Source organism: Novosphingobium gossypii (assembly GCF_050433305.1).
GTDB classification, from domain to species: domain Bacteria; phylum Pseudomonadota; class Alphaproteobacteria; order Sphingomonadales; family Sphingomonadaceae; genus Novosphingobium; species Novosphingobium gossypii.
This window is the reverse complement of record NZ_JBNPXM010000001.1, coordinates 1042000-1067916: the sequence shown is the minus strand read 5'-3', so window position 1 is coordinate 1067916 and position 25917 is coordinate 1042000. Positions and strand designations below refer to the sequence as shown.

At 65.3% G+C, this 25917-nt stretch carries 25 protein-coding genes and 1 riboswitch; of the genes, 8 read left to right on the top strand and 17 right to left on the bottom strand.

Annotated features, from left to right (window positions below; all coding sequences use genetic code 11):
- Positions 1 to 43: 43 nt before the first annotated feature.
- Positions 44 to 286: riboswitch (cobalamin riboswitch) on the bottom strand.
- A gap of 119 nt (positions 287 to 405) precedes the next feature.
- The gene (locus GGR40_RS05420; protein WP_429275141.1) at positions 406 to 1392 is read left to right on the top strand and encodes an alpha/beta fold hydrolase; all 987 of its coding nucleotides are present in this window, start codon (positions 406 to 408) and stop codon (positions 1390 to 1392) included.
- Here GGR40_RS05420 and fahA read toward each other — a convergent pair.
- The 14 genes from fahA to GGR40_RS05350 form a co-directional block, all read right to left on the bottom strand.
- A complete protein-coding gene (gene fahA / locus GGR40_RS05415) occupies positions 1376 to 2680 on the bottom strand; it encodes a fumarylacetoacetase (RefSeq protein ID WP_429275140.1) in 1305 nt (434 codons plus the stop codon). The two genes, GGR40_RS05420 and fahA, sit on opposite strands and share 17 nt — an antisense overlap.
- Before the next feature lie 91 nt (positions 2681 to 2771).
- On the bottom strand, positions 2772 to 4073 hold the full coding sequence (locus GGR40_RS05410; protein ID WP_429275139.1) for a sensor histidine kinase: 1302 nt from the start codon (positions 4071 to 4073) through the stop codon (positions 2772 to 2774).
- A gap of 141 nt (positions 4074 to 4214) precedes the next feature.
- On the bottom strand, positions 4215 to 4766 hold the full coding sequence (locus GGR40_RS05405; RefSeq protein WP_429275138.1) for a DUF6438 domain-containing protein: 552 nt from the start codon (positions 4764 to 4766) through the stop codon (positions 4215 to 4217).
- A gap of 20 nt (positions 4767 to 4786) precedes the next feature.
- Positions 4787 to 7975: an autotransporter outer membrane beta-barrel domain-containing protein gene (locus GGR40_RS05400; protein ID WP_429275137.1), complete on the bottom strand. Its 3189-nt coding sequence runs from the start codon at positions 7973 to 7975 to the stop codon at positions 4787 to 4789.
- Positions 7976 to 8071: 96 nt separating this feature from the next.
- Positions 8072 to 10495, bottom strand: a complete 2424-nt coding sequence (locus GGR40_RS05395; protein ID WP_429275136.1) for a TonB-dependent receptor — start codon at positions 10493 to 10495, stop codon at positions 8072 to 8074.
- A 4-nt stretch (positions 10496 to 10499) separates the two neighbouring features.
- Positions 10500 to 11429, bottom strand: a complete 930-nt coding sequence (locus tag GGR40_RS05390; RefSeq protein WP_429275135.1) for a FecR family protein — start codon at positions 11427 to 11429, stop codon at positions 10500 to 10502.
- Positions 11430 to 11498: 69 nt separating this feature from the next.
- Complete coding sequence (locus tag GGR40_RS05385) at positions 11499 to 12023, bottom strand: RNA polymerase sigma factor (protein ID WP_429275134.1); 525 nt, start codon at positions 12021 to 12023, stop codon at positions 11499 to 11501.
- 107 nt (positions 12024 to 12130) lie between these two features.
- A complete protein-coding gene (locus GGR40_RS05380; protein WP_429275133.1) occupies positions 12131 to 12385 on the bottom strand; it encodes a hypothetical protein in 255 nt (84 codons plus the stop codon).
- A 125-nt stretch (positions 12386 to 12510) separates the two neighbouring features.
- Positions 12511 to 13092, bottom strand: coding sequence for a DedA family protein (locus tag GGR40_RS05375; RefSeq protein ID WP_429275132.1), 582 nt, complete (start codon positions 13090 to 13092; stop codon positions 12511 to 12513).
- Positions 13093 to 13151: 59 nt separating this feature from the next.
- Positions 13152 to 14228, bottom strand: coding sequence for a catalase family protein (locus tag GGR40_RS05370; RefSeq protein WP_429275131.1), 1077 nt, complete (start codon positions 14226 to 14228; stop codon positions 13152 to 13154).
- Positions 14229 to 14300: 72 nt separating this feature from the next.
- Positions 14301 to 15194 (bottom strand): SDR family oxidoreductase, encoded by an 894-nt coding sequence (locus GGR40_RS05365; RefSeq protein WP_429275130.1) that lies wholly within the window; start codon positions 15192 to 15194, stop codon positions 14301 to 14303.
- 151 nt (positions 15195 to 15345) lie between these two features.
- Positions 15346 to 15969, bottom strand: coding sequence for a Crp/Fnr family transcriptional regulator (locus GGR40_RS05360; RefSeq protein ID WP_429275129.1), 624 nt, complete (start codon positions 15967 to 15969; stop codon positions 15346 to 15348).
- Between the two features lie 83 nt (positions 15970 to 16052).
- Positions 16053 to 16427: a response regulator gene (locus tag GGR40_RS05355; RefSeq protein WP_429275128.1), complete on the bottom strand. Its 375-nt coding sequence runs from the start codon at positions 16425 to 16427 to the stop codon at positions 16053 to 16055.
- A gap of 228 nt (positions 16428 to 16655) precedes the next feature.
- Entirely contained in the window at positions 16656 to 17399 is a 744-nt protein-coding gene (locus tag GGR40_RS05350; RefSeq protein WP_429275127.1) for a Crp/Fnr family transcriptional regulator, read from the bottom strand.
- A gap of 208 nt (positions 17400 to 17607) precedes the next feature.
- Here GGR40_RS05350 and GGR40_RS05345 point away from each other — a divergent pair, with 208 nt between their 5' ends.
- The 3 genes from GGR40_RS05345 to GGR40_RS05335 all read left to right on the top strand — a co-directional run bounded on the left by GGR40_RS05345 (position 17608) and on the right by GGR40_RS05335 (position 21624).
- Positions 17608 to 17832, top strand: a complete 225-nt coding sequence (locus tag GGR40_RS05345) for a DUF6894 family protein (protein ID WP_429275126.1) — start codon at positions 17608 to 17610, stop codon at positions 17830 to 17832.
- 197 nt (positions 17833 to 18029) lie between these two features.
- Complete coding sequence (locus tag GGR40_RS05340) at positions 18030 to 20327, top strand: glycosyltransferase (RefSeq protein ID WP_429275125.1); 2298 nt, start codon at positions 18030 to 18032, stop codon at positions 20325 to 20327.
- Positions 20314 to 21624 (top strand): glycoside hydrolase family 130 protein, encoded by a 1311-nt coding sequence (locus tag GGR40_RS05335; protein ID WP_429275124.1) that lies wholly within the window; start codon positions 20314 to 20316, stop codon positions 21622 to 21624. The genes GGR40_RS05340 and GGR40_RS05335 overlap by 14 nt, the downstream gene beginning before the upstream one ends.
- A 23-nt stretch (positions 21625 to 21647) precedes the next feature.
- On the opposite strand, the gene GGR40_RS05330 is transcribed toward GGR40_RS05335, so the two are convergent.
- Entirely contained in the window at positions 21648 to 21839 is a 192-nt protein-coding gene (locus GGR40_RS05330) for a hypothetical protein (RefSeq protein ID WP_429275123.1), read from the bottom strand.
- Positions 21840 to 22102: 263 nt separating this feature from the next.
- Here GGR40_RS05330 and GGR40_RS05325 point away from each other — a divergent pair, with 263 nt between their 5' ends.
- Positions 22103 to 22765 carry a Crp/Fnr family transcriptional regulator gene (locus GGR40_RS05325; RefSeq protein ID WP_429275122.1) on the top strand — a complete coding sequence of 221 codons (663 nt, stop codon included), beginning with the start codon at positions 22103 to 22105 and terminating at the stop codon, positions 22763 to 22765.
- A 95-nt stretch (positions 22766 to 22860) separates the two neighbouring features.
- Complete coding sequence (locus tag GGR40_RS05320) at positions 22861 to 23049, top strand: hypothetical protein (protein ID WP_429275121.1); 189 nt, start codon at positions 22861 to 22863, stop codon at positions 23047 to 23049.
- Positions 23050 to 23068: 19 nt separating this feature from the next.
- Here GGR40_RS05320 and GGR40_RS05315 read toward each other — a convergent pair whose 3' ends face one another.
- Entirely contained in the window at positions 23069 to 23332 is a 264-nt protein-coding gene (locus GGR40_RS05315) for a hypothetical protein (RefSeq protein WP_429275120.1), read from the bottom strand.
- 182 nt (positions 23333 to 23514) lie between these two features.
- Between GGR40_RS05315 and GGR40_RS05310 the strand changes: the two genes are divergently transcribed.
- Positions 23515 to 23778 (top strand): hypothetical protein, encoded by a 264-nt coding sequence (locus tag GGR40_RS05310; protein WP_429275119.1) that lies wholly within the window; start codon positions 23515 to 23517, stop codon positions 23776 to 23778.
- 2 nt (positions 23779 to 23780) lie between these two features.
- Positions 23781 to 24377 (top strand): cysteine hydrolase family protein, encoded by a 597-nt coding sequence (locus GGR40_RS05305; protein ID WP_429275118.1) that lies wholly within the window; start codon positions 23781 to 23783, stop codon positions 24375 to 24377.
- A gap of 11 nt (positions 24378 to 24388) precedes the next feature.
- Here the strand turns inward: GGR40_RS05305 and GGR40_RS05300 are convergent, their stop codons facing one another.
- Positions 24389 to 25504 carry a sensor histidine kinase gene (locus GGR40_RS05300; RefSeq protein WP_429275117.1) on the bottom strand — a complete coding sequence of 372 codons (1116 nt, stop codon included), beginning with the start codon at positions 25502 to 25504 and terminating at the stop codon, positions 24389 to 24391.
- Positions 25505 to 25917 lie beyond the last annotated feature (413 nt).

Below are 25917 nucleotides of genomic sequence, written 5' to 3'. Positions count from 1 at the left end.
CTCAGACGGTGAACCGTGCCGCGGCCATCCCCTGGGCCAAAGCAAGAGCGACCGGACGCAGGCAGGTCTCCTGGCTCGCGGGTCAACGCATCGATGCACGGCCTTCCCGAAGCCTCGCATGTCGCAGCGTCCGGCCTCAGTGGCTGCTTCCCGCGCTGTGGGGAAGCGATGTGCATCGCGCTCGCCGCTTACAGTTGCAGGGACAGCTGCGGATTCGGATGGAAGACCATCCCCACCGCCTTCCCTTTTAAGCCCCTTTCGGAGCACCGGCGCGATCTTTGCCCAGACGATAAGTCCGGACCCGGTCGCGGATACCGGGGCGCAAAGGCGCGCGCAAGTGCCGTGTTGCGGCAACCTTGGCGGTCTGCGACCATTGAGCGGTAAACTGCTGAAGGAGATATCGTTTTGCCAGCCCTGCGTTTCATCGGCATTGCCGCAGCTCTGGCGTCGGTCGTGGCCGTGCCCGCACGCGCCGATCCGATGCTGGCCGACGTCTCTTACGGCCGGCCTGTCCAGCACTTTGGCTTCACCAGCCAGAGCCAGACGCTGGACATGGCCTACCTCGATGTCATGCCCGCAAAGCCCAACGGTCGGACGGCGGTGCTGCTGCACGGCAAGAACTTCTGCGCAGGCACGTGGGATACCACGATCCGTGCGCTTTCAGGCGCCGGGTACCGCGTGATTGCGCCCGACCAGATCGGGTTCTGCAAGTCGAGCAAGCCGGAGCGCTACCAGTACGGGCTGCACACACTGGCCGCCAACACACACGATCTGCTGGTGCGGCTGAAGATCGAAAAGCCGGTGATCGTCGGGCATTCGATGGGTGGGATGCTGGCGATGCGCTATGCGTTGCAGTACCCGGCCGACGTATCACAGCTGGTGCTGGTCAACCCGCTCGGGCTTGAGGACTGGCGCGCCAAGGGGGTGCCCAACACCACGGTGGACAAGCTCTACGCCGCCGAACTCAAGACCACGCGGGCCAGCATCAAGGCCTATCAGCAAAGCACGTATTATGCAGGCCAGTGGCGCCCGGACTACGACCGTTGGGTGGACATGCTGGCGTCGATGTACGCGGGGCAGGATGGCGCGATCGTGGCGTGGAACCAGGCGCTGACGTCGGACATGGTATTCAACCAGCCGGTCATCCACGAAATCCAGCGCATTTCCGTCCCGACGGTGCTGATGATCGGCGAGAAGGACAACACCGCCATCGGCAAGAACCGCGCCGATCCGGTCCTGCGCGCGACGCTGGGTGACTATCCCCGGCTGGCGCGTGCGGCAGCGGCGCGGATCGGCGGAGCGCGGCTGATCGCTTATCCCGAATATGGGCACAGCCCGCAGGTAACGGCGCCGCAGCGCTTCAACGCGGACCTTGTCAGGGCGCTGGAGTGATCCGCGCCCGGCACTCGCCAAAGCCGATGGACACATAGCCGGGGGCAGAGGCAGTGGCGGACAGTGCCACCTCGTCCCCGTCTTCCAGAAAGGTGCGGGTTTCGCCGCCCGGAAGCGCCAGCGGGTTCCTGCCCCCTTCGGACAGCTCGAGCAGGCTCCCAAAACCATCGCGGTCGGGGGCGGAGATCGTGCCGGTGCCCAGCAGGTCGCCGGGGGAGAGGTTGCAGCCGTTGGACGCGTGGTGCGTCACCATCTGCTGCACGGTCCAGTACATGTTGCTTGCCGGGCCGCTGCTGAGCCGGTGCGGGGGCAGGCCGGCATCGCGCATCGCTGGCGTGGTGAGATGCACTTCGAGCGTCACGGCCAGCGAGCCGTGCTGCTGGTCATCGGCTAGCTGCAGGTAGGGCAGGGGCTGGGGATCGCCCTCGGGCCGGAGCGGCTGGGCGATGCGGAACGGCGCCAAGGCTTCGGGCGTGACGACCCAGGGCGAGATCGTCGTGTGGAAGTTCTTGGCGAGGAACGGGCCAAGCGGCTGGTATTCCCACCCCTGAATGTCGCGCGCGGACCAGTCGTTCAGGAGGCAGAAGCCCGCGATATGTTGCGCAGCGTCGGCGATCGCGATCGGCTCGCCCAGCGTGTTGCCGGGGCCGATCCACACGCCCATCTCCAGTTCGTAATCCAGCCTTGCGGAGGGCGCGAAGACGGGCGCGTCGGCGTCCGGAGCCTTGCGCTGGCCGCGTGGGCGCACGACGGGCACTCCGGACGGGCGGATGGAGGAGGCGCGTCCGTGATAGCCGATCGGAACGTGCTTGTAGTTGGGCAGCAGCGGATTGTCGGGCCGGAACTGGCGGCCCACATTGCCGGCGTGGTGGATGCCGACGTAGAAGTCCGTGTAGTCCCCGATGCGCGTCGGAAGGTGCAGCGTGCAGGCATCAGCGGGGTGCAGCATGGGTTCGACCGTGGACTGCCGTGCCACGTCGCTCAGTAGATCGGACAGCGCCCGGCGAAGTGCCGTGCGCTCCTCCGGCGGCAGGGCCAGCAGGCGGGCAAGCGTGGGGTCGCGGCAAATGCCCGTCACATGGGTGGGCACCAGTCCGGCGTCTGCAACCGCAGCGAGGTCCAGGATGAAGTCGCCGATGGCGACGCCGATCCTGCTCTCGTCGCCGGACGAAGGCGTGAAAGTGGCGAAAGGCAGGTTCTGGATCGGGAAGTCGTGGTGTCCCTGCGCGGAAGGCACCCAGCTGGCGCGGGCCGGATCGTGGGTTTCATCGATTGTCCACCAGTTCACGCGTCGCTCTCCAAAGGCGGCCTCGCCGGGCCGATCCACCCTGTGGAATAGCGGCGTCGGCACGCCAAGGCCATAGCGCGCCGATGCGCCCTCAGTTCTCGCCGGGATGCGGCACGTCCAGTCGCGCGATCAGCCCGCCATCAGGCGCGGCGGCGAAGGACAGGTGCCCGTCGAAACGCACCATCAGCCGGTGCGCGGTGGGGATGCCAAGCCCAAAGCCATTGGTATCCCGCGCCCGTGCGGTGTCGAGGCGGAAGAACGGATCGAGGATCGCGTCGAAGTAGGCGGACGGGATGCCTGGGCCGGAGTCGGCAATCTCGATACGCCAGTGCCGGTCGTGGCGCTGGATGGAGATGCGGGCCTCTCCGCCGAACTGGATGGCATTTTCCACCAATGCCAGCAGCGCCAGTGCCAAAGGTTCGCGGAACGTAACGGCATGGGCCGGGCCAGCTGTGACGATCCGCGCCTGCTCGGCATAGGGCGAGAGCACTTCATGGGCGAGTTCGACAAGGTCGAGCCGTTCCGGCTCCGCGTCCAGATGCTGGGCGCGCAGGAAGCGCTGGAGCGAGGCGAGAAGGGCCTCCATCTCGTCGACGCTGGATCGGATAACGCTGCCCAGTTCGGGATCGTCAAGGAGGTCGGCGGCGACCTTCTGGCGCGACAGCGGGGTGCGCAGGTCGTGGCTGATCGCTTCGAACGACTTGGCCTGGTCCTGCAGCAGCCGCGCAATGCGTTCCTGCATGAGGTTCATGGAATGCGCCAGCTTGCGCAGATCCTGCGTCCCCCCTTCCTGCACCATGACGTTGCGCCCCCGGCCGATGGCGTCGGCAGCGTCGATCATGCGGCGTAGCGGGCGGGTGAGGACGTGCAGCGCGATCAGGCCCAGCACGAAGCACGCGGTCGTCGTTGCCAGTGTCAGCACCGTGGCGCGCAGGGCGACCGGCCACATCGAGTTGATGTCCCGCGACCGGAAGTTGAGCCAGTGCCCATCCGACATGCGGATCGAGCCGACCAGATCGGACTTGCCGTGATGCGGCTGCTCCATCGCCAGCCTCAGGTCGCGCCCGGCAAGCCCCGGCTCCCAATCTATGATCCGCGCGCCGATCCGGCTGAGAGCGCCGTCCGCCGTCCGCGTTTTGACCGTGGGCTGCAACCCGACGGCTGCTGCAAGATGGCGGGTGCTCATCGTAGGCGCGGTAAGCGCGGGGTTGGCGGCATGGATGCGGTCGCTGACGACAAGCAGCTCCGCGATGCGGCGCGCGTGATCCTCGTCCAGCGTCTGCCGGTCTATCGACTGGTAGAACACCAGGCTGGCGGCCAGTTGCAGCACGCCCAGCACGATGAATACCAGCGTCAGATAAGCCGCGAAACGCGGCGCGAAGGCACGGGCCACCTGCAGTTCCTCTCCAGCCGCGCAAGGGTTCGGCGGCGTGATGCCCCTCGCGTTTACGGTTCGCTCACACCGCGCGGGCGTGGCGTCAACCGGGTGGCAATGATTTGATACGGAACCGCAGGCGCCGCCGCGCGGGGGTGCTTATCCGCGTGTGGCTCCGGGCCAGGTTTTCTGCGCCGCCCAGCCTTCTCCATCCAGCTTCTGCAGTTGTTCCTCAACCGTGCGGTTGATTTCCAAGCCCTTGGGCGATCGGCAACCCATGTTGTAGGAAAACCCGGTGCGCGCGCCTGTGGCAGATACCCATTCGACGGTCACCTGCGACATGTCGGTGGCGGCAGCATCGCAGGCGAAGTCCTGCGTCGTGCCCGAAGCCGGGCGAAGCGGGGCAAGGGACTTGCGCACCGCCTCGTACCCTGCCGGACCTACCGTGCGCGATCGCGTGCCGATCACGGTGGTGTGGCGCTCTCCGGTGAACTGCACCTGTCCGCCGGGCGCCACCGCGATCGAATAGACGGGGCAGAAGCCGAAGCAGGGACCGCGCGATATGCGGATTTCCTCTGCGTCGGCAACCGACGGTGCGGCGGGAAGGGAAGGGGCGCCGGGCTGCACGCGGGGGGTGCAGTTGGAAAGCAGCGCGGCGCCCAGAACGATGGCGCAGAGGAGTGGTCCGCGCCCGCGTTCTTTGCTGATCATGTTCGTCGTCCTTTTCATGCTCACCATCCGATCGTGACAGAGCCGCGCAGTGCCAGATCGACCCGTCCGTGCCGGTCTTCGGCAGAGACTTCGCCGCCCATCGTGAAGCCGGACGAGCCGCCGATAGCGCGCAGGCGGGCGAACCAGCCGCTGGTGGCGCCGTCGCCCTCAAGCGTGAAGTTCTGGCCGCCTTCGAAGTGGGCGGTCGTGGCGCCTACACCGCCGCTGACGATCTCGCGCCAGCCGCCTTCGGTTTCGACGCGGAACCAGTTTTCGTCCTGCGCCTTCATGCCCAGGAAATCGACGCCCACGGTCATGCTGGGGTTCACCGCCAGTTCGTCGCTCTTGCGGCCCGCGACTGTCAGGTTCAGCTTCTCGCCGCCGGTTTCGGTATAGCCGTCTTCCTTCAGGCGCACATAATCGACCGTGACGCCGGGGCGGAAGAAGAAGAACTGCGAACCGCCCTCAACCGAAACGCCGCCTGTCGCCGTGACGAAGTCGCCGTTCCAGCTGGCGTCCATCGTGCGGGTCACGTTTTCGGAACCGATCACGCCGTAGAAGCTGCGGGTGCCGTCGAAGTCCGCCTTGCCCATCGATCCGCGCGCGAAGGCAGCGACGGGGCCGAACTTGCCGCGCCAGTGCGCCGCCAGTTCGAACGCCTTGCCCTTCACTTCGGACACCGAGCCGTTCTTGTGGTTGTTGTCGATGTAGGCGACCGTCGCGCCAAACCGGCCGATGCCGGTCCGGTATTCCCCGGTAGCGGACCAGGCATAGCCGCTCAGTTTGTAAGCCGCGGTCTGGCCCGTCTTACGGTCGCTGCCCCAGATCGCCATGTTGATGGTGGTGCTGAAGCGGCTGCTGCCGATGATCGGTCCCTGCGGATCCTGCATCTGGCGGGCCAGAGCGCGCGTACCCAGGCTGATCCCTTCGAAGGCGCCGCCCGCGTGGTCGGGCAGCATCTGGCCCACGGCGGCGCGGAAGGCGTCGCCGTTGGTGATGCCAAGGAACACCTGCTCGACCTTGTCGTCCTTGCCGATCTGCTTGAACACCGCATCATAGGCCGATGCGCCCGAGCGGTTGAGGCCCAGTTCGCTGACCGTGCGGCGCGATACATCGACGACGATGGTGTTCGCGGCGGCGGTCTTGTCCAGTTCGGCCTTGAACATGAAAGGCACAAGGTCGCTGTTGGTCGCCAGCTTGTCGCGGCCAGTCAGGCTGCCGGCACTGAGTACCTGATAGCTGCCCTCTGCCGTTGCCACGTCGGCCAGGCGGATGGCCAGCTTCGACCCTTCCGCGAACGCGGCGTTGCCCGCAACCGTGTATGCCGAACCGGCGCCTGCGGACTTGTCCAGTGTCACCAGCAGGGTGCCGGTGGCGCCCACGTCCAGCGATGCGATGGATGCGGGCTTGTTGATGTCCAGCACGCCGCCGGAAACCTTGACTGCAAGCTGTGCGCTGTTGGCGATGGAGCCGCCAAAGTAAGCGCTTCCCGCCAGCGTAAGGGTGTCAGCGCCGCCACCGAAGTCCATCGCGCCCCTGTAGCTGGACGTTCCGGCCAGGCTGACCGTATCATTGCCCGACCCGAACAACACTGCGCCCGTCTGCGCCGCATCGCCCGACAGTTGCAGCGTGTTGTTGCCCGCGCCGAACGATACCGAACCTGCCAGCGTGCCGTCGGCAAGGTCCAGCGTATCGTTGCCACCTGCAAAGCGCACGTCGCCGACGATGGAGGGGGCGGTGAAGCCGGAGGCCACCTGCGTCTGGCGTACGGTGACGTCTCCGGTTGCCGCGGTCAGGTCGATGGCGACATTGCGCACGCCGTCCTTGGCCCCGGTGGCGGAGATCGTGCCCGCGTTCTCGACCAGCGAGAGAGTACCGCTGGCATCCGAGATCGCGGTGGCGGAACCCTTTTCGCCCGCGACCGCCTTGATCGTGCCGCTGTTCCTGATCGTTAGAAGGTTGCCGCCCGCGTCGATCCGCACGGCGGTGGCCAGCGCGTTGTCGGCATTGCCTGAACCGGCTGAGATGGTCCCGGTGTTCTGCAGCAGCGGCGTCGTCGCGCCGGAGCCGATGCGAAGGGCCGTGGCGTTTGCGCCCGCCGCCGTGGCGTTGACAGTGCCGGAAATGCCGATGCCGTTGGCAATCGTCACCGCGCCGCCGCGCCCGCCGATGACGAGGCCGTTCGCAGCCACGCCGGAATAGAGGCCCTGTCCGTCCACTGTGCCTTCGATGATAAGGCCGAACTTGCTTGCGGTGCCCGCGACGGGGCCGATGGTGACCGCGCGGTCCGTCGCGCCGACCTGCATCGCGGCGGCGCTGCCGAAGGAGACGACCTTGGCCGTACCTTCCTTGCTGTCGTCGATGCCGTCTCCATCCGAATCAGGCTTGGCCGGATCCGCCTTGGGCGCGGCGGCCAGGACGATGCCGCCGCTGACGTTGCCCTCCACGATCAGGGCAGAGCCGCCCTGTAACAGGTCGTCAGCGTCGAGCTTGGAGGGGTCGGCGGGGGGCGTGGTCGTGCGATAGCCGGTCGACGACACCGTACCCTGCACGACCATCGCGCCATTTACGTCACCGGCAAAGCGCGCGCCGATGGCGTCCTTGCCCTGCGCGGTGACGGTGCCCGCCAGCCGCACGTTGCCGTCGATCTGCTGCGCCGAAACGCCGACGCTGCGGTCGCCCAGAACGGTGGTGGTGCCGTCATGCGTGAAGTTGCCGGTCAGCGTGCCGCCAAGGCGGATGCCGGCGGAATCGTTGCCTTTGACGGTGATAGTGCCACTTTGCGTGATCTTGCCGGCGTGCGCACCTTGCGTGCGGATGCCGGTGCGGTTGGAGCCCAGCGCGAAGGGGCCGTCGAGATCGCCGTCCTTGTCGGTGTCGGTGGGGGCATACGTCTCGTCCACCGTGATGGTGCCGGTGTTGACGATATCGCCCGCGCCCGATGTTGACAGGATGCCGTTGGCGCCGTCCGAATTGGTGACGGTGATGGTGCCCGCGTTGGTGACGGCGTGGTTGCTGTCCTGCGTAACCGCGGTTCCGCTGGTCAGGACGACCGAACCGTCCTTGGTGATGGAGATGGCATCTGCGCCGCCGTTCCTGATCGTGGAGGTGCGGATGGGCGAAGTCAGCTTGGTCTTCACGTCCTCTGCATGCGCGCCGGTCGTGATGGCGAGCGCCGCCGTGGTGGCAAGCAGGGTCCTGGCAGTCATGTGGGAAGGCATCATCGTCCCTTTAAGGTCTGTAGTCTGACCTTTGAGACGGAAGCGTCATGAAAGAGCCTTGGAAAAAAGTTCCTGCCGCCGGAATTAAAACCGCGCGTCGAGCCCCAGCCGCACGCTTCTGGGGCGCAAGGGGGTAGTCTGGTCGCGGCCGGTGCCGAACGGCGTGCCTAAAGAGAAGCGGTTGCCCCGCGAATTGGTGAGGTTCTGGAGGGACAGCGTGACGCCGTAGCGCTCGGTCCCGATGCGCAGGTCGGCGCCGCTGTCGAGATAGTCTCCCTGCGGGTCGCCCAGTTCCGGACCGATGCCAAGGCGCGACTTGCCGACATAGCTGGCCCAGCCGTTGGCGTTCAGGCGCAGGTTGTCCCCGATCTCTCGCGTCCAGTTCAGGCTCAGGCGGCCGGAAAACTGCGCGATATTGGGCACCTGCATGGAGCGCGCCAGCGTCGCGTCCAGCAGCGAGCCGCCGAAAGCCTCGGCAGAACCCATCGTGCGGGCCACGAGGCCGAGCAGTTCGACGGGAGGCTGGTCCACCTTGCTGCGGTTCCAGGTGGCCCCGGCCTCCAGCCTCAGCCCCTGCGCCAGTTCGACGCCGCCCGTGACGCTGGCAGACCACACGCGGCCATCGCCGATGTTGGCGGTGCTGGGCAGGCCGGAATTGTCGATGAAGTCCGCCTGGATGTCCTGCCAGCGTGTGTATGATACGCTGGCGGCCAGATCGAAGGGGCTGATGCCGGGTCTGCCATGCTTGAGGCCGAATTCCCATGTCCGCGTCCGGTCGCTCTGGAAGCGGCGCACATAGTCGCTTTCGATCGCGAAGCCGCCGGGGCGGAAGCCTTCCTGATAGCGCATGTAGAGCGCCGTTTCGTCCAGCACCTGGGCATTCAGCGCCAGTGATGGGAGCACGGTGGTGGTCGAGCGATCCGCCGTAACCGCTGCGCGTGCCCTCGCGCTGGCAAAGGAGAGGGCGGGCATCACGTCCTCGCCTTCGCCGCCCAGCCGCGAATGAGTGAGCCTTCCGCCCGCCGTTGCGGTCAGGCCCCGGCGGATGCGCAGGCTGCCTTCGGCGTAGAGCGTTACTTCGTCGATGGTGTTGCGCACGCCGGTGCTTGCGGTGGTGGTGCCCAGTTCCTCGAAGCTGCGGGTCAGGACTGTGCGGTTGTGGGTATAGCTGGCCCCGACGAGCCAGCCGAAGCCGTTCGTTTCCGGCTGCCACAGGCGCGTTTCGTGCGCGATCATCCGCGTGCGGTTCCCTTGCGAGAACAGGCGCGGCTGCTCCGGATCGACGGTCGCGTCGTAGCGCTCTTCCAGATGCTGGCGCACCGCGCCCGTGGTGGAGCGCACGCGCACCGATCCGATGCGCCCGGAAATCACCAGCTGCCCCATCGCGTAATCGGCATCCGAACCTTCGCGCACCCGTGCGTTGCTGGTGAGCGGCGGCTGGACGTCGCGCCCGGCGTACTGGCTGTCGCGCGCGTCGGTGGACTGGCCAAGGCCGATTACGTCGACCGTCCAGTCCGGCGCCACGTTCGCCCGAAGCGCCGCGCGTCCGCCTAGGATGCGTGTGCGGTTGACGTTGTTGCGGCCCAGCACCGGCTTGTCGATGTATCCGCCCAGCGTCGCCGCATCGATGTTGGCGCGCAGGGCAATCGTTTCGCTGACGGGCAGATTGACCATCGCCGCGCCGTCCCCGCCGGGCGCTCCGCCCTGCGTCAGCGAACCGCCCAGCGCGATCGAGCCGCTGGTTTCGCTCATGACCGGCGGATTGGGAACAAGCCGGATGATGCCCCCCAGCGACCCGGCACCGTAAAGCGTGCCCTGCGGCCCCTCCAGCACTTCCACGCGCGCCATGTCGGACAGCCGCAGGTCGGGATCGGGGGCGTTGTAGCTGAGGCGCAGGTCGCCCAGATACTGGCCCACGGTGGCCTGCGTCGGCCCGGTGAAGCTGGAATCGGCGATGCCCCGGATGAACAGCTTGTTGCGTCCGCTGCCCAGGTGGGTGGAGGTGACCGTGGCGACGCGCTGGGTGATCTTTTCCGTTCCGCCGACGCCGCCTGCCTCAAGGCTTTCGCCGTCGAGGATGGAGACTTGTCCCGGAATCTCGCCCAGCGTCAGGTCGCGCTTGGAGGCGACGACGACGATCGGGCTTGTCGCAGCCGCGTCGGTCGGGATGGGCAGGGGGCGCACCAGCACGGGCCGGACGGGGACGGGACGCGGCACCCGGCCCGCCTCGATCCGCCAGGCGCCCGGCGCGACGGCGATCGCGCGGCCGCCTGCCTTGTCGGCCAGCCTGCGCACGGCCTCTGCCACGCTCATGTGGCCGCGTATCGCGGGCACCGCGCGGCGGGCGACGGCGGGATCGGCCACGACGATGCTGGACCCGGTCTGCCGTGCCAGTTCGATCGCGACCTGTCCGGCAGAGCCACGCCGCGTCTCCACCATCGCATCTTTGGCGATGGCGGTAGCGGGCATGGCCACCATGGCCGCCGCGATCCAGAGGCCCGTCCGCATCGCCTCAGCGCGCGCCGATCACCCAGCGTCCCTTGTCGGAGCGCACCGAAAGCCCAAGCAGCGGCCCGATCGAAGCGGGATCTTTGCGCAGCGGCGCGACCAGGATCGAACCGGACACCGGAGCCCCGCCGTCTGCCGCGACGTAGTCGATGCCGGTGGCGCGTTTCAGCTGCAAGGCGACGTCGGCCAGCGATGTTCCCTCGAACGTCAGGCGCCCCTCCTTCCATTCGCCGACCTGTTCGGCAGGCGTGCGGGTGAGGGTATAGGCGCTGGCCCCGGCTGGCAGATGCAGCACTTCGCCCGGCGATATGCGGGCGTCGGCGCCGTCGGGATCGAACTGCACCGCGCCTTCGGACACCGCCACGCGCAACCCCTGCGCATCGCTGCGCACGTCGAAGACAGTGCCGATGTCCACCAGCCGCGCCTCGCCAACGGTGACCTCGAACGGATGCGCGGCGTCGTGGCGCACGGTGAACAGCGCCTGCCCATGGGCAAGCCGGGCATAGCGCTTGTCCTTCCGGTCGAACTCGACGGCGGTGCCGCCGGCAAGGTCGATCTGGGTTCCGGCGTCGAGCATGACGTGCGTGGTTTCTCCCGGCGCGGTCTGCACGGTATAAAGCTCGCGCCGTTCGCCCTGGAAGGCCCAGACGGCTCCGACCACCGCAATGCTCGCGGCAATGGCAGTGGCCAGCCACGGACGACGGCGGCGAGGCGGCCCGGCTGCTTCCGCTGCATGATCGTCGTTCGCGGGACCGGCATCCGCCAGCAGCATGGCCGCATCCGCCACCGCAGCCGTCGCGGCGTCGTAAGCCCGTCCGTGCGCCGGGTCGGCTTCGAGCCAGAGGGTAAACGCCTCCCAGTCGGCAAACGCAGGGTCGCCCACGCGCACCGCCCAGTCGAGCGCCTCGGTTCGTATCAGTTCGTCATTCGCCATGCGGCGCTCCTTCACCGGCGAAGACGGAGGCGATGCGCGGGAACCTTGGAGCGGCAATCGTGCGGAGCATCATTGCGACCGATCCTTCCATTCGGCCAGCGCGCGGTAGGCGATCCGCAGGTCCGCCTCCACGGTGCTGAGGCTGATGCCCATCTCTGCGGCGATGACTTTCTGCGCAGTGCCGTCGATACGGTGGCGGCGGAAGATCGCGGCCACGCGCTGGCCCAGTCCATCCAGCAGCGCCATCACGCGCGCCGCTTCCTGCGCGGCGGCAAGGCGCCGTTCGGCGGAAGGCTCGGCAGAGACGCCGGGCGGATCGCCGGCGTTTATTTCCGTCCAGTCGCGGTCGCGCACGTCGGCCTGCCGGGTCGAGCGGAAACGATCGATCATCAGCAGGTCGGCGGTGCGGAAAAGGTAGGACAGCGGCGACGCCACCGGACCAGGGCGGCTTGCAGAAATCTTCAGCCAGACTTCCTGCACCAGATCTTCGGCAGCCTCTCCCGCTCCGCGCGCGCGCAGAAAACGCAGCAGCTTGTCCCGGTTCTCGAGAAAAGCCGCTTCAAGTCCGGCGGAAGGAGGAGGATCTGCGGTCAAGAAGGGATCAGTTGCTGGTGTCGGCCAGCCTGATAGACGTTCGCAACCGTTCGGGGAAGTACCGCCGTCCCGATGCGGGCGGGACGGCGCAGGTTATCTGTGCAGTTTCAGTTGACGGCTCGGATATGCGTCGCTTCGCCCGGCAGCATATGCGGCCCGGCAGCGATCATCGCATCGTGTTCGGCAAGGATGCGCTCTATCTCGGAGCGCTTTTCCAGGATCATCCGGGCCACGCCCGATGTCATCCCGCCTTCGTCTCCGACCCGCCCGAGGACCGCCGCGAGGTCTTCCAGCGTGGCGCGTTCGGCGCTGCTGTGCAGTCCTCCCTTGGCGTCGCGGTAGGCTGTGCATTCGCTTGCCATGTGCATTCCCCTTGATTGCTTACCTAGGGGTAAATGCTTTGAAGGGACGCCGGTTGCATGAACCGATCCTGGTTTGGACGATTGCGCAGATGGTACGTGTCTGCGCATTGCGACCCCGGCACTATTCAGCGACCGGAACCGGCATCCGGTCTGCTTCGCCACCATCGAACGATCAGGATCACCAGATACATGACCGCCGCTGCGGCCAGCCCGGCCAGCAGAAGGTGCGCCATGGATCGAACACGACCGAAGACGGCCTCGACGCCATCGCCGAAGGCATAGCCAAGGCTGGTGAACAACGGCCCCCATATACAGGCGGCGATGCCGTTCAGCAGCAGGAACCGGGATGCCGGAACCTGCGAAACCCCCACCGCGACGGGACTGACGGTTCGCAGACCGTAGAGAAAGCGGAAGCTGAGGATGAAGATGACGGGATGGCGTTCCAGGCGCGCCATGGCGCGGGCGAACGTCGGCCGGCCGATGATGCGCTGCATCCGTTCGGTGCCGCGAAACCGCCGCCCGGCCAGGAACAGGGTCTGGTCCGCGAGGAAAGAGCCCGCCACGGCAGCCGCTGCAGCGGCGATGGGATCGATCAGCCCGCGATGCGCGAGTATTCCACCCAGAACGACCACCGTTTCACCTTCCACGGCGGCTCCGACGAATATCGCGGCGACGCCGTAGCGCAGGATGATGGCTTCGATGGTCACTGCGGTTCGATGCCTGATTGCAACGGGTTACGCCAGCCGTCGTGCATCAGGTGGATGGTTCATGCCGCGGGTTCATGGAGAGGACATCCGTTGGTGGCAGCCCGAAAGTCTGCCGAATGCCGGTAGGCCCCGCGCCGTGCGCGGTTGATGTTGCCCAATGGGCGATGGGCGGCAAGCCCCGTCCAGACGGAGAAGCGCATGTTCTCATCCACTTCGCGCACGCGCCCGGCATCCCAGCTGTCCTGCCGGGGCATCCGCAAGGTCGCCACGCGCAGGAACGGGGTGTCCTCTTCCTTCCACTCCACCGATGCGTCCTCCACAGGCTGCCGTTCGGCATCGCGCTGCAGCTGTACTTCGAAGGCCCATTCCGCATCGATGGTGGCCATGCCCTCGCGGATGGTTTCGCGCAGTGCGTCGGGCCGACCGCTGGTGTCGACTTTGGTGCCGGTCAGCTCCTTCAGCGCGGGGGCTACGGGGCGCAGGCGGAACTTGGCGACGTAGGCACCGTACAGAAACGGGGTAACGCTGAAATACGTCTCGCCCAGAGGATCGACCTGCGGCGCGCCGCCCAGGCCCGCCAGCTTGATGCTTTCCATACCGGCTGCCCCCAGCGCGGCATTGACGACCTGCAGGACCTTGGACGCGGCGACCTTGGCACCTTCGGCGCGATCCGTCGTCTTGGCCAGCAGCTTCAGGTTGCCGGCGAACTTGGTGGCGTCCGGCGCCGTGAAGACCGGGCCGTTGACCATGATGAAATCCTGCGTGGCGCCTTCCGCATCGGGCAGCCGTTCTCCTTCCACGTCGAGCACCTTCAGGGCAATCCCGCGCGGCAGTGCGATCGCGTCGTCGAGGATGTCGCCGGGATTGGTGGATATCCGCAGGTAAGCCTTGTGGGTGCCGGTAGACGCGAACAGCCCCTGCGCCAGTTCAGGCGGCAGACCGGGATCGACGGTGAACGTCCCTTCGAGGATGCCGTGCGCCTTGGCATGAACCGCACGCACGGCATGGCCGTAATGCTCCGAAGTGGTGTGCAGGATCTCGTCGAAGGACCGGTTCAGGCTGTCGAGAGTTTCGGGCTCATCGTCGCGATATTCTTCGGTCGATGCGGAATAGGGAAGAGGCGGTTGCAGCGTCATGGATGGATCCTTGGCGTGTGGAAGGTGCGTCTGTGCAGAGGGTATGCGGCGGCGCCTGGCCGCCGCACCGGGTCAGGCGATGCCCGCGCCGCCCGTCACGCCATAGACCTCGCCGGTGATGTAGCTGCCTTCCTGCGAGGCGAGCAGCACGTAGACCGGCGCAATCTCCACCGGCTGGCCGGGCCTGCCGAAGCGACTTTGTTCACCAAACTTCGCGACCTTTTCCTGGGGCTGCCCACCACTTGGCTGCAGCACCGTCCAGAACGGTCCGGGCGCGACGACATTGGCGCGGATGCCTTTTTCCATCAGCTGCTTTGCGAGTGCCTTGGTGTACGCCACGATGCCCGCCTTGGTGGTGGCATAGTCCAGCAGGATGTCGGACGGCTCGTAGGCCTGCACCGATGCGGTGGTGATGACCGATGCACCGGCGGGAAGGTGCGGCACTGCGGCCTGCGCGATCCAGTGCAGGGCATAGAGATTGGTCTTCAGCGTCCGGTCGAAATCTTCCGAACTCACCTGGCTTACGTCTTCGCGGAACTGCTGGCGCCCGGCGTTGACGACCAGAATGTCCAGACCGCCGAGGCCGCTGACGGCGTCCTCCACCAGCTGCCTGCTCCAGGCTTCGTCAGTGATGTCGCCGGGCAGCGCCACGGCCTTTCGGCCTTCCGCTTCGATCAGGGCGATGACTTCCCGCGCGTCGGTTTCCTCGTCCGGCAGATAGGATATGGCGACGTCGGCTCCTTCGCGGGCAAAGGCGATGGCGGCCGCCCGCCCGATGCCGGAATCGCCGCCTGTGACAAGGGCCTTGCGCCCCACCAGCTTGCCCGCCCCGACATAGCTTTCCTCGCCGTGGTCGGGCCGGGGGTTCATCTGCGCGGCGACACCGGGCGCTGTTTGCGGTTGTTCGGGGAAGGGCGGGCGGGGATACTGGTGGCGGGGGTCCTGCAGCGCAAGGCGATCGGCCATGGGGTCTCCTGTAGAAATGGCGGGCGGCTGGTGCGCGCCAGGTGGATGCCATGTCTACGAAGGAGGTCCGGGTTAGGTTGCCGTGATCAGGGAAGAAGCCTTCGCCCGCCTGACGTCACGCCAACATGGATCAAGTTTCGCGAAGGGCCAGTCAGCCTGAAACCCTGACCGGTTCGCGCCCGACCTTGGCAGCCAGCGTGGCGGGATCATGGATGGTCAGCCGACCGCCCTTCCAGTCGATATCGCCCGCGCGGCGCATCTGCTGCAGGGTGCGGTTGATATGCACCGGGGTCAGGCCCAACGCATCAGCCAGCATTTCCTGCGTCAGGGGCAGGTCGAAACCGTTTTCGTCCGCCAGCCCGGCAAGGCTCAGCCGTTCGAGCAGTTCCAGCAACAGGTCGCCCATCCGCTCCTGTGCGTTGAGCCTTCCCAGCCTGCAAATCTGCGCCAGACGATAGGCCTCTTCCAGCGCAAGACCCGTGGCATAGGCATCGGCCAGTTGCGCTGAAATACCGGGAGATGGAGCGATGCACCACGCCACGTCGCTGAGCGCGATCACCGTCGTCACGGCCAGCGGGCGCGGCTGGGCGCACAGACCGATGAGGTCGCCGGGCAGCACGAAGCTCAGCAGCTGGCGCCGACCGTCGGCCAGTTGCCGTACCCGCGCAGCCCAGCCGCGCAGCAGCAGCCGGGGATACTTCACCGGAGTGCCTTCCCGCTCGATTTCCTTGCGGCTGATGACCTGACGCTGGTCGCCGGCTGCTTCGCACAGCATCGCGAGGTCGTCTTTGCCAAGCGGCGACAACCGGGCAAGGAGGCGAACGGCAGGCGGCAGTGAGTCAGCCTCTGTGCGGCTGATCATAATGGCGGCGGCCCGATGATCCGTCCTACCGCATCGATCACTGCCTGCATCGCGAACGGCTTGGCCACCACCGGGACAGAGCTGAACTCTGCAGGCAGGTACGAAGCATCATACCCCGTCAGGAATATGTACGGTATGTCACGCTTCTGCAGGTCGGTGGCAAGGGGGTAGGCGCTGTTCTGGTTCAGGTTGACATCGAGAATGACCGCATCGGGCGCCTCCTCGGCGATGAGCCGCGTGGCCTCGGCGATGTCGCCGGTCGGCCCGATGATCGAGGCATCTTCATCCGTCATCGCATTCGTCAGGTCGGAGGCGATGAAATATTCATCCTCGACGATCAGAATACGCTTGCCGGCGAGCGGGCCAGCCATTCTCGTCTCCTCCATGGATACTGCGCTTCCATCGGAAAGCGGTGTTATCGGGCAACGCTGTCTCCGCCGGTCGCGGAAACAGTGCTGCGCTCATGTAGGGGGAAGGCGCTATGGCCCTCTACAATCTAGGTTAAACCGGTCATGAAATTCGCTCCGACCGGTTCGAATTGATGAAAAACAATGGTGCGAAAGTGATGCTGCGCGGTCTTTCGCGCGGGGCGTTGCGGATCAATCCGCGTAGACGTTTTCCAACAGCAGATATTCCGGATCGAACCCAGCCAGCTTGGCGAGCCCGCGCCAGTCTTCGGTTTCCACGAACCCGCCCGACACCAGCAGCCCATTGGACTGCCGAAGGCCCATGAGGGTACGATTGACGTGCACCGACGTGATGCCGAGAATGTCGGCCATGTGGCCTTGTGTCAGCGGCAGGGCGAACCGCTCGCGGCGGCCGAGGCCCGCCACTTCCAGCCTGACACCGATCTCGCAGATCAGGTGCGCCAGCCGGGCTGCGGCATCCGCACGGCCAAGGTTTGCGGTCCATTTGGCAAGAATCGAAGCGTCGGTAACCGTATCGCGCCAGAACGCCATAAGGATCGGCGGGAAAGCCGCCGCAAGGGCACGTACGGCCTGGTGCGGCACCTGCATCACGGTGGACGGCGCCAAGGCCTCGATACCCCATGCCGGGACGGGCAACGGGACCGAGTGCAGATCCGACATGTCACCGGGAATGTGCAGGGTGGTGATCTGTCGGCTGCCATCGACCATCTGGTCATAACGGCCCAGCAGCCCGTCTATCAGCAGCGTGGCATGATCCACCGGATTTCCCGGCACCACGAGCTGGTGACCGCGTCCGACCTGGAGGACGCGGCCAGGCAGGTCCAGAAGCGCGTCCTGCTCCTCTGCCGTCAAGGCAGAACGCAGCAGCAATCGCCGGACGAACTGACCTGTTGCAGAGGTCTTGGACTGGGACAAGGCGCGCGGTTCCGATCATGCTGAGCGTTGCGCCGCCGCAACACGGGCAGCCGTGCAACGATGGCGGGTATTGCTGGAATGTCCGGAGGGCGCAGATGTTTCCGCGCATGCGCATTGCTGCCCTGCGCAGGGGAACCCGGTTGGAGCCAAGTGCATTGGCTAATTGAAATTACCGCCGTCGGAACCGGCACGCCAAGGAGCACCGACCTTGCCTGTCTATCACTTCAATGTCTGGAACGGGCATCCCAGCAGGGACGAGCGCGGAGTGGAACTCGCCGACCTGCGCGCTGCCCGTGCCCTGGCCGTCAGGTACATGGCCGAAGTCATGCTGGAGCAGAACACGCTCGTCGAAGATCATTCCGTATGGCGCATGGAAGTGACCGACGACCTCGGAGAGCGGCTGGTCGCGCTCAAGGTTTCAGTCGAAGGATAAGCGGCGTGGCGCTCGCCCATAAGCGCTCTACGATGATCGCGGAACTCAACCTATGTTGTATGTTCGCGAGCGCTCAGCGGCAGGGTGTGACGTTTTTAGGTCGGCCCTGCAACTGATCCGGCCTCCTGGAATTAAACGGGCAACACTTTCCTCTCATTGACGGTTGCTGAATGGCTCACCTGCCACTTTCCCAGGATATGGAGTTCGGTCACGAGGTCGCCCGGGTGCTTCCGCTGTTCGGAACACCAGCAGCTGCCGCCGCTGTCCGTCCTCTCCGCATTGCCCTGATCGGCAACTATGCCCCGCGCAAGTGCGGCATAGCGACCTTCACCACGGACATCTGCGAAAAGCTGCGCGAGTATTACCCTGAGATCGCCATCGACGTGCACGCGCTGGACGATCCGGCTGCGCCGCTGGCCTACTCCGGCGTTGCAGGGACCATCGCGCGCGACGATGCGGATGCCTACGCTCAGGTCGCGGGGCAGATAAACTCCGCGGGTGTCGATGCTGTATGGCTGCAGCACGAATACGGCATCTTCGGCGGTCCCGACGGCCAGATGGTGATCGATCTTGTCGATCGCATTGCCGCGCCGCTGGTGTTGACACTGCATACCGTGCTGAGTGAACCATCCGAGCGGCAGCGCGCGATCCTGGCGCATCTGGTGACACGGGCGTCGCGTATCATGGTCATGTCCCACCGTGCCCGCGATCTGCTGCAATCGCAGTATGGCGCGCCGGGTGAGATCGTGGAAGTGATCGAGCATGGCGCCCCCGACCGCCCGTTCGGCCGGCAGGAGGAGTTCAAGGCGCGGCTGGGCCTGCAGGGGCGCAAGGTGCTGATGACCTTCGGGCTGATCGGTCCGGGCAAAGGACTGGAGCATGCCATCCGTGCCCTGCCTGAAATCGTGCGGCGTCATCCCGATGTCCTTTACCGCATCGTGGGAGCCACGCATCCCAATCTGGTTGCGCAGGAGGGCGAGCGGTATCGCGAAGATCTGGTCGCGCTGGCCGAACACCTGGGCGTAGGCAAGCATGTCGAATGGGACAACAGGTTCCTCGATACGCCCGAACTGCTCGACCATCTCGAAGCGTGCGATATCTACCTTACGCCTTATCCGGGGCTGCAACAGGCGACTTCAGGCACGCTGAGCTATGCGGTGGCGCTGGGCAAGGCGGTAATCTCAACCCCTTACGTTCACGCGCAGGAACTGCTTGCCGACGGCGTCGGTCGCCTGATCGAGCCGCATTCCGAAGCCGCCATCGCCGAAGCGGTGACTGCGTTGCTCAATGCGCCCGAGGACATGACCGCCATGCAACTGCGCGCCTTCACGCGGGGACGCGAAACGATCTGGCCGCGTTTCGCGGAGGCGTCGGCGCGGCTGGTGGACAATGCAGTGCCACGTCCGGCCGATAACCGTGCCAAGCACACGATGCCCGGCATTTCCGCAGTCCTCGCCATGAGCGACGGCACCGGCATGCTCCAGCATTCGATCGGCATCGTGCCCGACCGACGGCATGGATACTGCCTGGACGACAACGCCCGCGCGCTGATGCTGATGAACCTTGCCGAAGGAATGCAGCCCGAACAGCGTACCGACCGGACGCTGGTCTATGCCGCCTTCATCCAGTCCGCCTGGAACCCGGACCTGCGCCGCTTCCGCAACTTCATGCGCTTCGACCGTAGCTGGTGCGAGGACGAAGGATCAGAGGATGCCAACGGGCGCGCGCTCTGGGCGCTGGGGCAGACGATCGAGCGATCGCCCGATCCTGCCGTGGCCGAATGGGCGCGGCACCTCTACGACGAAGTTGTCGGCATCGCAGAATCGCTGGGATCGCCCCGTGCCATCGCCTTTGCGATGCTGGGCGCCTGCGCCGTGCTGCGCAGCGATCCCGCGCACGCCCCCTCGCAGGAGGTGGCGCAGCGTGGCGGCGACATCCTGATGCGCCTGCTGGGCGAAGGTCGCCGGCCCGACTGGGCATGGTTCGAGGCCGTTCTGGGCTACGACAACCCGCGGCTGTCACAGGCACTGATCGAAGCGGGAACCGTGTCCGGCCAGAAGGAATGGGTGGACGCCGGGCTGGAGACGCTGCGCTGGATCTGCGACCAGCAGGTTTCCGCCGAAGAACGTTTCCGTCCGATCGGTTCGGAGAGCTTCCACAAGGCCTATGCCTACCTCCCGTTCGACCAGCAGCCGCTTGAGGCGCAGGCGGCGATAGAGGCGGCATATTCCGCTTCGCAGGTGAGCCGGGACAGGTTCTGGCCAGCCCATGCCGATGCCGCCTGGCGCTGGTTCTTCGGTGACAACGATCGCGGCGTGGTTCTGGCCGACATGGCTACGGGCCGATGCCGCGACGGGGTCACTCCGCGCGGGGCCAATGCCAATTGCGGAGCGGAATCAATCCTGGCCTTCCAGTTGTCGTATTATGCGCTTATGAAAATGGGCAACGCCGACTCTCTTCTGCCCGTCGAAGGAGGACTGATTGAACCGGCCTGAAAACGTCTGGTCAGAGCCGTTGCGCATCTTCGAGACCCGGCTGCATGCCGATCCGTCCAGAGTGGTCATTCGCCCGTTCCATCTGGGATGGCAGGCGAAGAACGCGCCAGGCGGCCGTGCCATGAAGCTGGTGGATGACGTCGCCGGCCTGACAGAGGAACGCGCGGCGCTGGAATATGCCCGCGTGCTGGCGGACTTCAAGGAGCGCCACTGGCAGACAGAATGCATCTTTGCCGACAGGTTCGCCGAAGTCGCCGCCAATCTGGGCCTTGATGCGGAACGGTTTTCGGTTACGCGCCAGCGCCTGATCGGATCCTATTTCTGCCACGAATATACGTTCGCCGCAGCGGCGCTGATGAACCCCTCCATCGTCCCTTCGCCGGACCAGTCCGGCCTTCAGGACGGTTGCGTGCGTTTTATCATGAGCCTCCGCGCCGTGGGTGAGGGGCACATCAGCTCCATCGCATTTCGCGAAGGCATCGCCGAGAGCGACGGCGATTTTCGCCTCTGGCCGCAGGCGGCCTTCGCCACGTCGGTCGAACTGAACGAAGAGGAGCAGGTGGACGCGGACTGCTGCGTCTCGGTGCACCGGCATGTCGATTCCAGCCTGTCCAACACCGTCATATTCCCCATCACCGAGCAACAGCGCGGCGGGCTGGAGGATCTGCGACTGGTGCGGTTCGATCATGGCGGCGGCGACTATGAGTGGATCGGGACATATACCGCCTATTCCGGCAGTTCGATCCGTTCCGAATTGCTGCGCACGCGCGATTTCCGCGATTTCGAGCTGGAGCCGATCCGTGGCGCCGCCGGTCGCAACAAGGGCATGGCCCTGTTCCCCGAAAAGGTCGATGGCCGGTTCGCGATGGTGGGAAGGCAGGATGGCAAGAACCTGTTCCTGCTACGATCCGACCGCGTGAACGAATGGGACGACGAGGGCGTGCTCCTGATGGAGCCGAAATACCCTTGGGAATTCATCCAGATCGGCAACTGCGGCAGCCCCATCCTGATCGACGAAGGATGGCTGCTGTTCACGCACGGCGTAGGAGCCATGCGCAAGTATTCGCTGGGATGCGCGCTGCTGGATAAGGACGATCCGTCCAGGGTTCTGGCGCGAACCTCCGAGCCCGTCCTGACGGCGGAGAATGCCGACAGGTCGGGCTACGTGCCGAACGTGATCTACACTTGCGGCGCCCTTAAGGTAGGGGACGGATTGCTGATCCCCTACGGTATTTCAGACAGCACCGTGGGCTTCGCCACCTGCTCCATCGACGGCCTGCTGAGCCTGATGGAGTAGGCCGGCAGACCTGCCCGCCAAGGTCAGCGGGTCAGGTCGCCGTCCTTGCGTTCCTGCTGCGGGTAATCCTCCGGATCGACTTCGTTGACAAGCGGGCGATCCTCTACCTTTTCCGGCTTCTGCGCGCCCTTTGTGCGCGAGTCGTTTTCATCGTCCGGACGCGCATCGCCGAACGTGCCACGCGGAGTGGTGGAAGGATTAACGTCCTTGGTCATAGGTCAAAGTCCTTTATCTTTGCCTAGTGGAAACCGCATGCGAATGTCGGTCGTTCCCCAAACGGGCTTCGACATTGATCTGGATCAGCCCGCGGCCTGCTGGATTGCTGCACGAATTCTGAACCACAACTGCAATCCCGATCAGATCATCGCGCCAGATCATCAAGTCGTCCTGAACAATTCTGGCCGATAACATAGGTCAGCCCTGCTGCCGGGGATGACGCGTATCTCAAACACTTCGGCAACATGTTGGGAGACGATCGATGTATCGAGATTCGGAGACGGCACGGTTCCGTCAGTTTCGTCGCCATGAACATGTAGCGCACAAGGATGACGCGCAGACGGCCATCCTCCAGATCGAGGAAGGGTGGGCCTGCAGCTACTGCCTCCTGCCGGACGGTCGGCGACAGATCACCGGGCTGTTCCTGCCCGGTGACTACTGCGAGCCCCACTGGCTTCTGTCCGGCAAAGCGGATCTTCCGATCGTGGCGCTCACTCCGGTGACGGCAAAGGCCATCCCCATCGCGGGCGTCCACTCCAAGCCGGGTGACGGTGTGATGAAGCTGCTGGGCGCGGTGCTTGAAACGCATCGGCGGCAGGTGTCGTGGATCATCGGCCTTGGCCGCAAGACCGCGCTGGAACGTGTAGGCGACCTGCTCATGGCGCTGCACCGACGGATGGCGGCGCTGGACCGGGTGGTGGATGGGCGCTGCACGATCCCCCTGACGCAGCAGGACATCGCCGATGTCGTTGGCCTGACCCCGGTCCACGTCAACCGGGTGCTGGGCGACTTGCGCAATCGCGGGCTGCTTCGCTTCAGCGGCAAGACGCTGCACATCCTGCAACCCGCAGCGCTCGACCGGCTTGCCCATGACACATATGGTGCGCCGGACGACGCTCCTCGCAGAACCGTTGCCGCAGCCTGACCGATCGCCTGTGTGCTGCCTTATCCCAGGTTGTTCATAGGCAACCGGGGCTGCCGTCTTGTCTTCAGTTCCCATCCGGAAAAAGAGGAAGAGACATGCAAAACAACGGACGCCGCGACCCCAGCGATCCCGGTTCCCGCCGCAAGGGCAGAGCGGCGATCACGGTCGTTGCCATCGTTCTGGCGCTGATCGTGGCGATCTTCGTCGGACGCAACATCTGGCATCAGGATGTGAAGGAGCAGGAGGAAGCGCCCGGACAGATGGCGACGGGCGGCACATCCTGACGCCGCCCCCGCGGCCGGTCTATTCGTCGGTTGCCGGCGGCGGCTCCGCTTCACGCACACCCTTGGCGGGCTGCCCTTCCGCCTTGGGTGGCTCGGCCTGATCGTTGTGCCAGCGGTCGCGCTCCTGCGTTGGCTGGCCGGTTACGTTGCGTTGATCGCGCGGTTCGTATTCACCGCGTCCTTCGCGCGGGTCTTCCTGCTGCCGCCAGGATTTCGATGGATCGCCGCTCGTTCCGGTAACCTTGCGGGAGTCCTGCGGTTCGTATTCGCCACCTCCGGGCATTGTCGTACCTTTCCTCTGGTGATGGATGGTCGTCATCCGGGGTATGAAACGGCGGGAAAGCACTATCGCCCCTGATCCGTTCAAATGGATCAAGATGGGCATCGTCGATCGATACTGCGCCGGAACACCCACCGCCGATCGGTGTTCGAGCGTCATTAACAGCCAGCCCAATGGAGCGAGACATGCCCACTGCCACTTTCGAAACACCCGACGGCGAAGAAATCCAGATCGATCCCGATGACGTGGTCCATCTTTCCGCAGGGCGCGAAGACGGCACGACGGTCATTGAACTTGAAAGCGGAGACGAAACCACGGTCGTCGCCACGGAACTTGAAGTGGCCGCCGAACTGGGCCTGAACCCGCTGGAATACATCGATGCCGAAGACGACGATGCCTCGATAGAGGATCTCGTCGACGAGAACGGCGATCTGGAAGAGGACGACTGAACATGAGCGACGCGGGGCTGCCTGACCGCGACGGCGGGCGCGCCGCGCTGCTGATCATCGACATGATGAACCGCTTCGATTTCGAGGGTGCGCAGGATCTGCTGCCAGACGCGATCAAAGCGGCCCATGCCACCCGTCGCCTTCGCGAACAGATGGAGGCCGAGGGTCTGCCCGTCATCTACGTCAACGACAACTTCGACGAGTGGCATTCCGAACGCTCACGACTGGTGGAAAGAGCGCTTGAAAGCGGACACGCGGTGGCTGCGATGCTGCGGCCTGCGGCGGACGACTATTTCATAATAAAGCCGCAGTTTTCCGGCTTCTATGCTACCAATCTGCCGGTTCTGCTACCCCGACTGGGGGTGACGCGTCTGATCCTTTCAGGGATAGCAGCGGACATCTGCGTGCTGTTCACGGCCGCCGATGCCCACATGCGCGACTATGCCTTGTGGGTGCCGGAAGATGCCGTTGCCGGTGCAACGCCCGAGCGCAAGCGCTGGGCTCTGGAGATCATGGCTCACAGTATGAAGGCCACCATCGAACCGACAGACCGGCTGAGCCCACGACAATGGCTGGACGATCTGAACTCAGCGGGCTGAAGCGACGTCCTCTATGTTTCGATATAAGGGAGCATCTCGCGGCCTTGCGCCAGGGGAATACGCAGCGAGCAGTGAATACCACCGCCCCTGAACTCCAGCCGGGTCTCGGCATTCAGCCTATACGGCAAGGCATTCTCGATCAGTTCGCAACCGAAGCCCCGGCGGGCCGGGCGCGCCGCAATGGCCGGAACCCCAACCTCACGCCACTCCAGATCCAGCATGGGCGCGGCACCTGCGGCGCCATGGATGCTCCACCGTATGTCGAGCCTTGACGCAGGGAACCTCAGCGCGCCGTACTTCAATGCGTTCGTGGTCAGTTCGTGAATGGCCAGGCCGAGCGCCTCTGCCACATCCGGGTCGAGAGCCACCTCGTCCCCCTGTATCACCAGATCGGGACCATCGCTGGCGCCCGCGCTCAGAAGTTCATCGCGAATCAGGTTTTCAAGGTCGATGGCGCGCCGTCCGCTTTGCGCGACCAGCAGCTGCGTACGCGCCAGGCTGTCGAGGCGTCCCTTGAAATGATCCGCAATCTCTTCGATCGCGCCGCCTGCATCGACCGTGCGCGCAAAGACCGAGCGAATGACCGTCAGGATATTGCGCACCCGGTGCTGCAGTTCTGCCAGCAGGCCCTGCAGATGCTGCTCACTCGTGCGCAGGGCGGCCTCTGCCATCTTGCGCTGCGCCACATCGCGGAAGACGACGATCAGTTGCCGTTCGTCAGGACTGCCAAAAGGCGCGGCATAGACTTCGTACCACCGTCCCAACGCCTCGGCCCGGTCTTCGAAGCGCTCGGCATTGCCGGTCCGGGCGATGCGGCAGAAGGTGTCGAACCAGTATTGCTCGTGTTTGGGCACCAGCGCGCGAGCGGTGCGGCCCACCGGATCGACGATGCCGGTCTGCCGTTCGAACGCGATATTGGCCTGCAGGAAGCGATAGTCCCGCCTGGCTGTATCGTCCGCATCAATGACTTCGATGACGCACACGGCATCGTCTATCGCATTGACCAGCGCCTGATGCCGACGCTCGCTCGCGCGCGCGATCTCCAGTTGTGCAGCGCCATCGCGCATGGCCGCCTCGGCAAAGGCAAGCCGTTGTTCAAGCTGCGCAATAATCGCGTCATCAGCCATCTAGGAAACTCTCGCCATTCGACTGCGGCTGTAAACCTCCTCTAGCGCGGGCAGGGCGCTGCCTTCAACCCGAAGCACCTGTTTCGGCGGACGAAACAGGTGGGTGATGGCGCTACGTGGCGAACGGCCCGGCGGAACCACTTCATGCGACCCGCGCGTCATCGTTGGAGAATGGCTTGGATGCTGGCTGGGGCGGCAGGAGCCGCATCCAAGTTTTTGTGCCCCAGCAAAACCGCAGTTCATATCAATCGGATGGCGCCGCTCGATGCTGACATTGTAGCAGAGGAATGTAGCGGCTCGTCAACCGAGTGCTTGTAACTCAGTTACCGTTTGATCTGACTAAAGGGTTCTGCGAACCAAGGCAGAGGCTTATCGCTTGAAGCCGCAAGCGCGTCGACAGATACGGGGGCAGG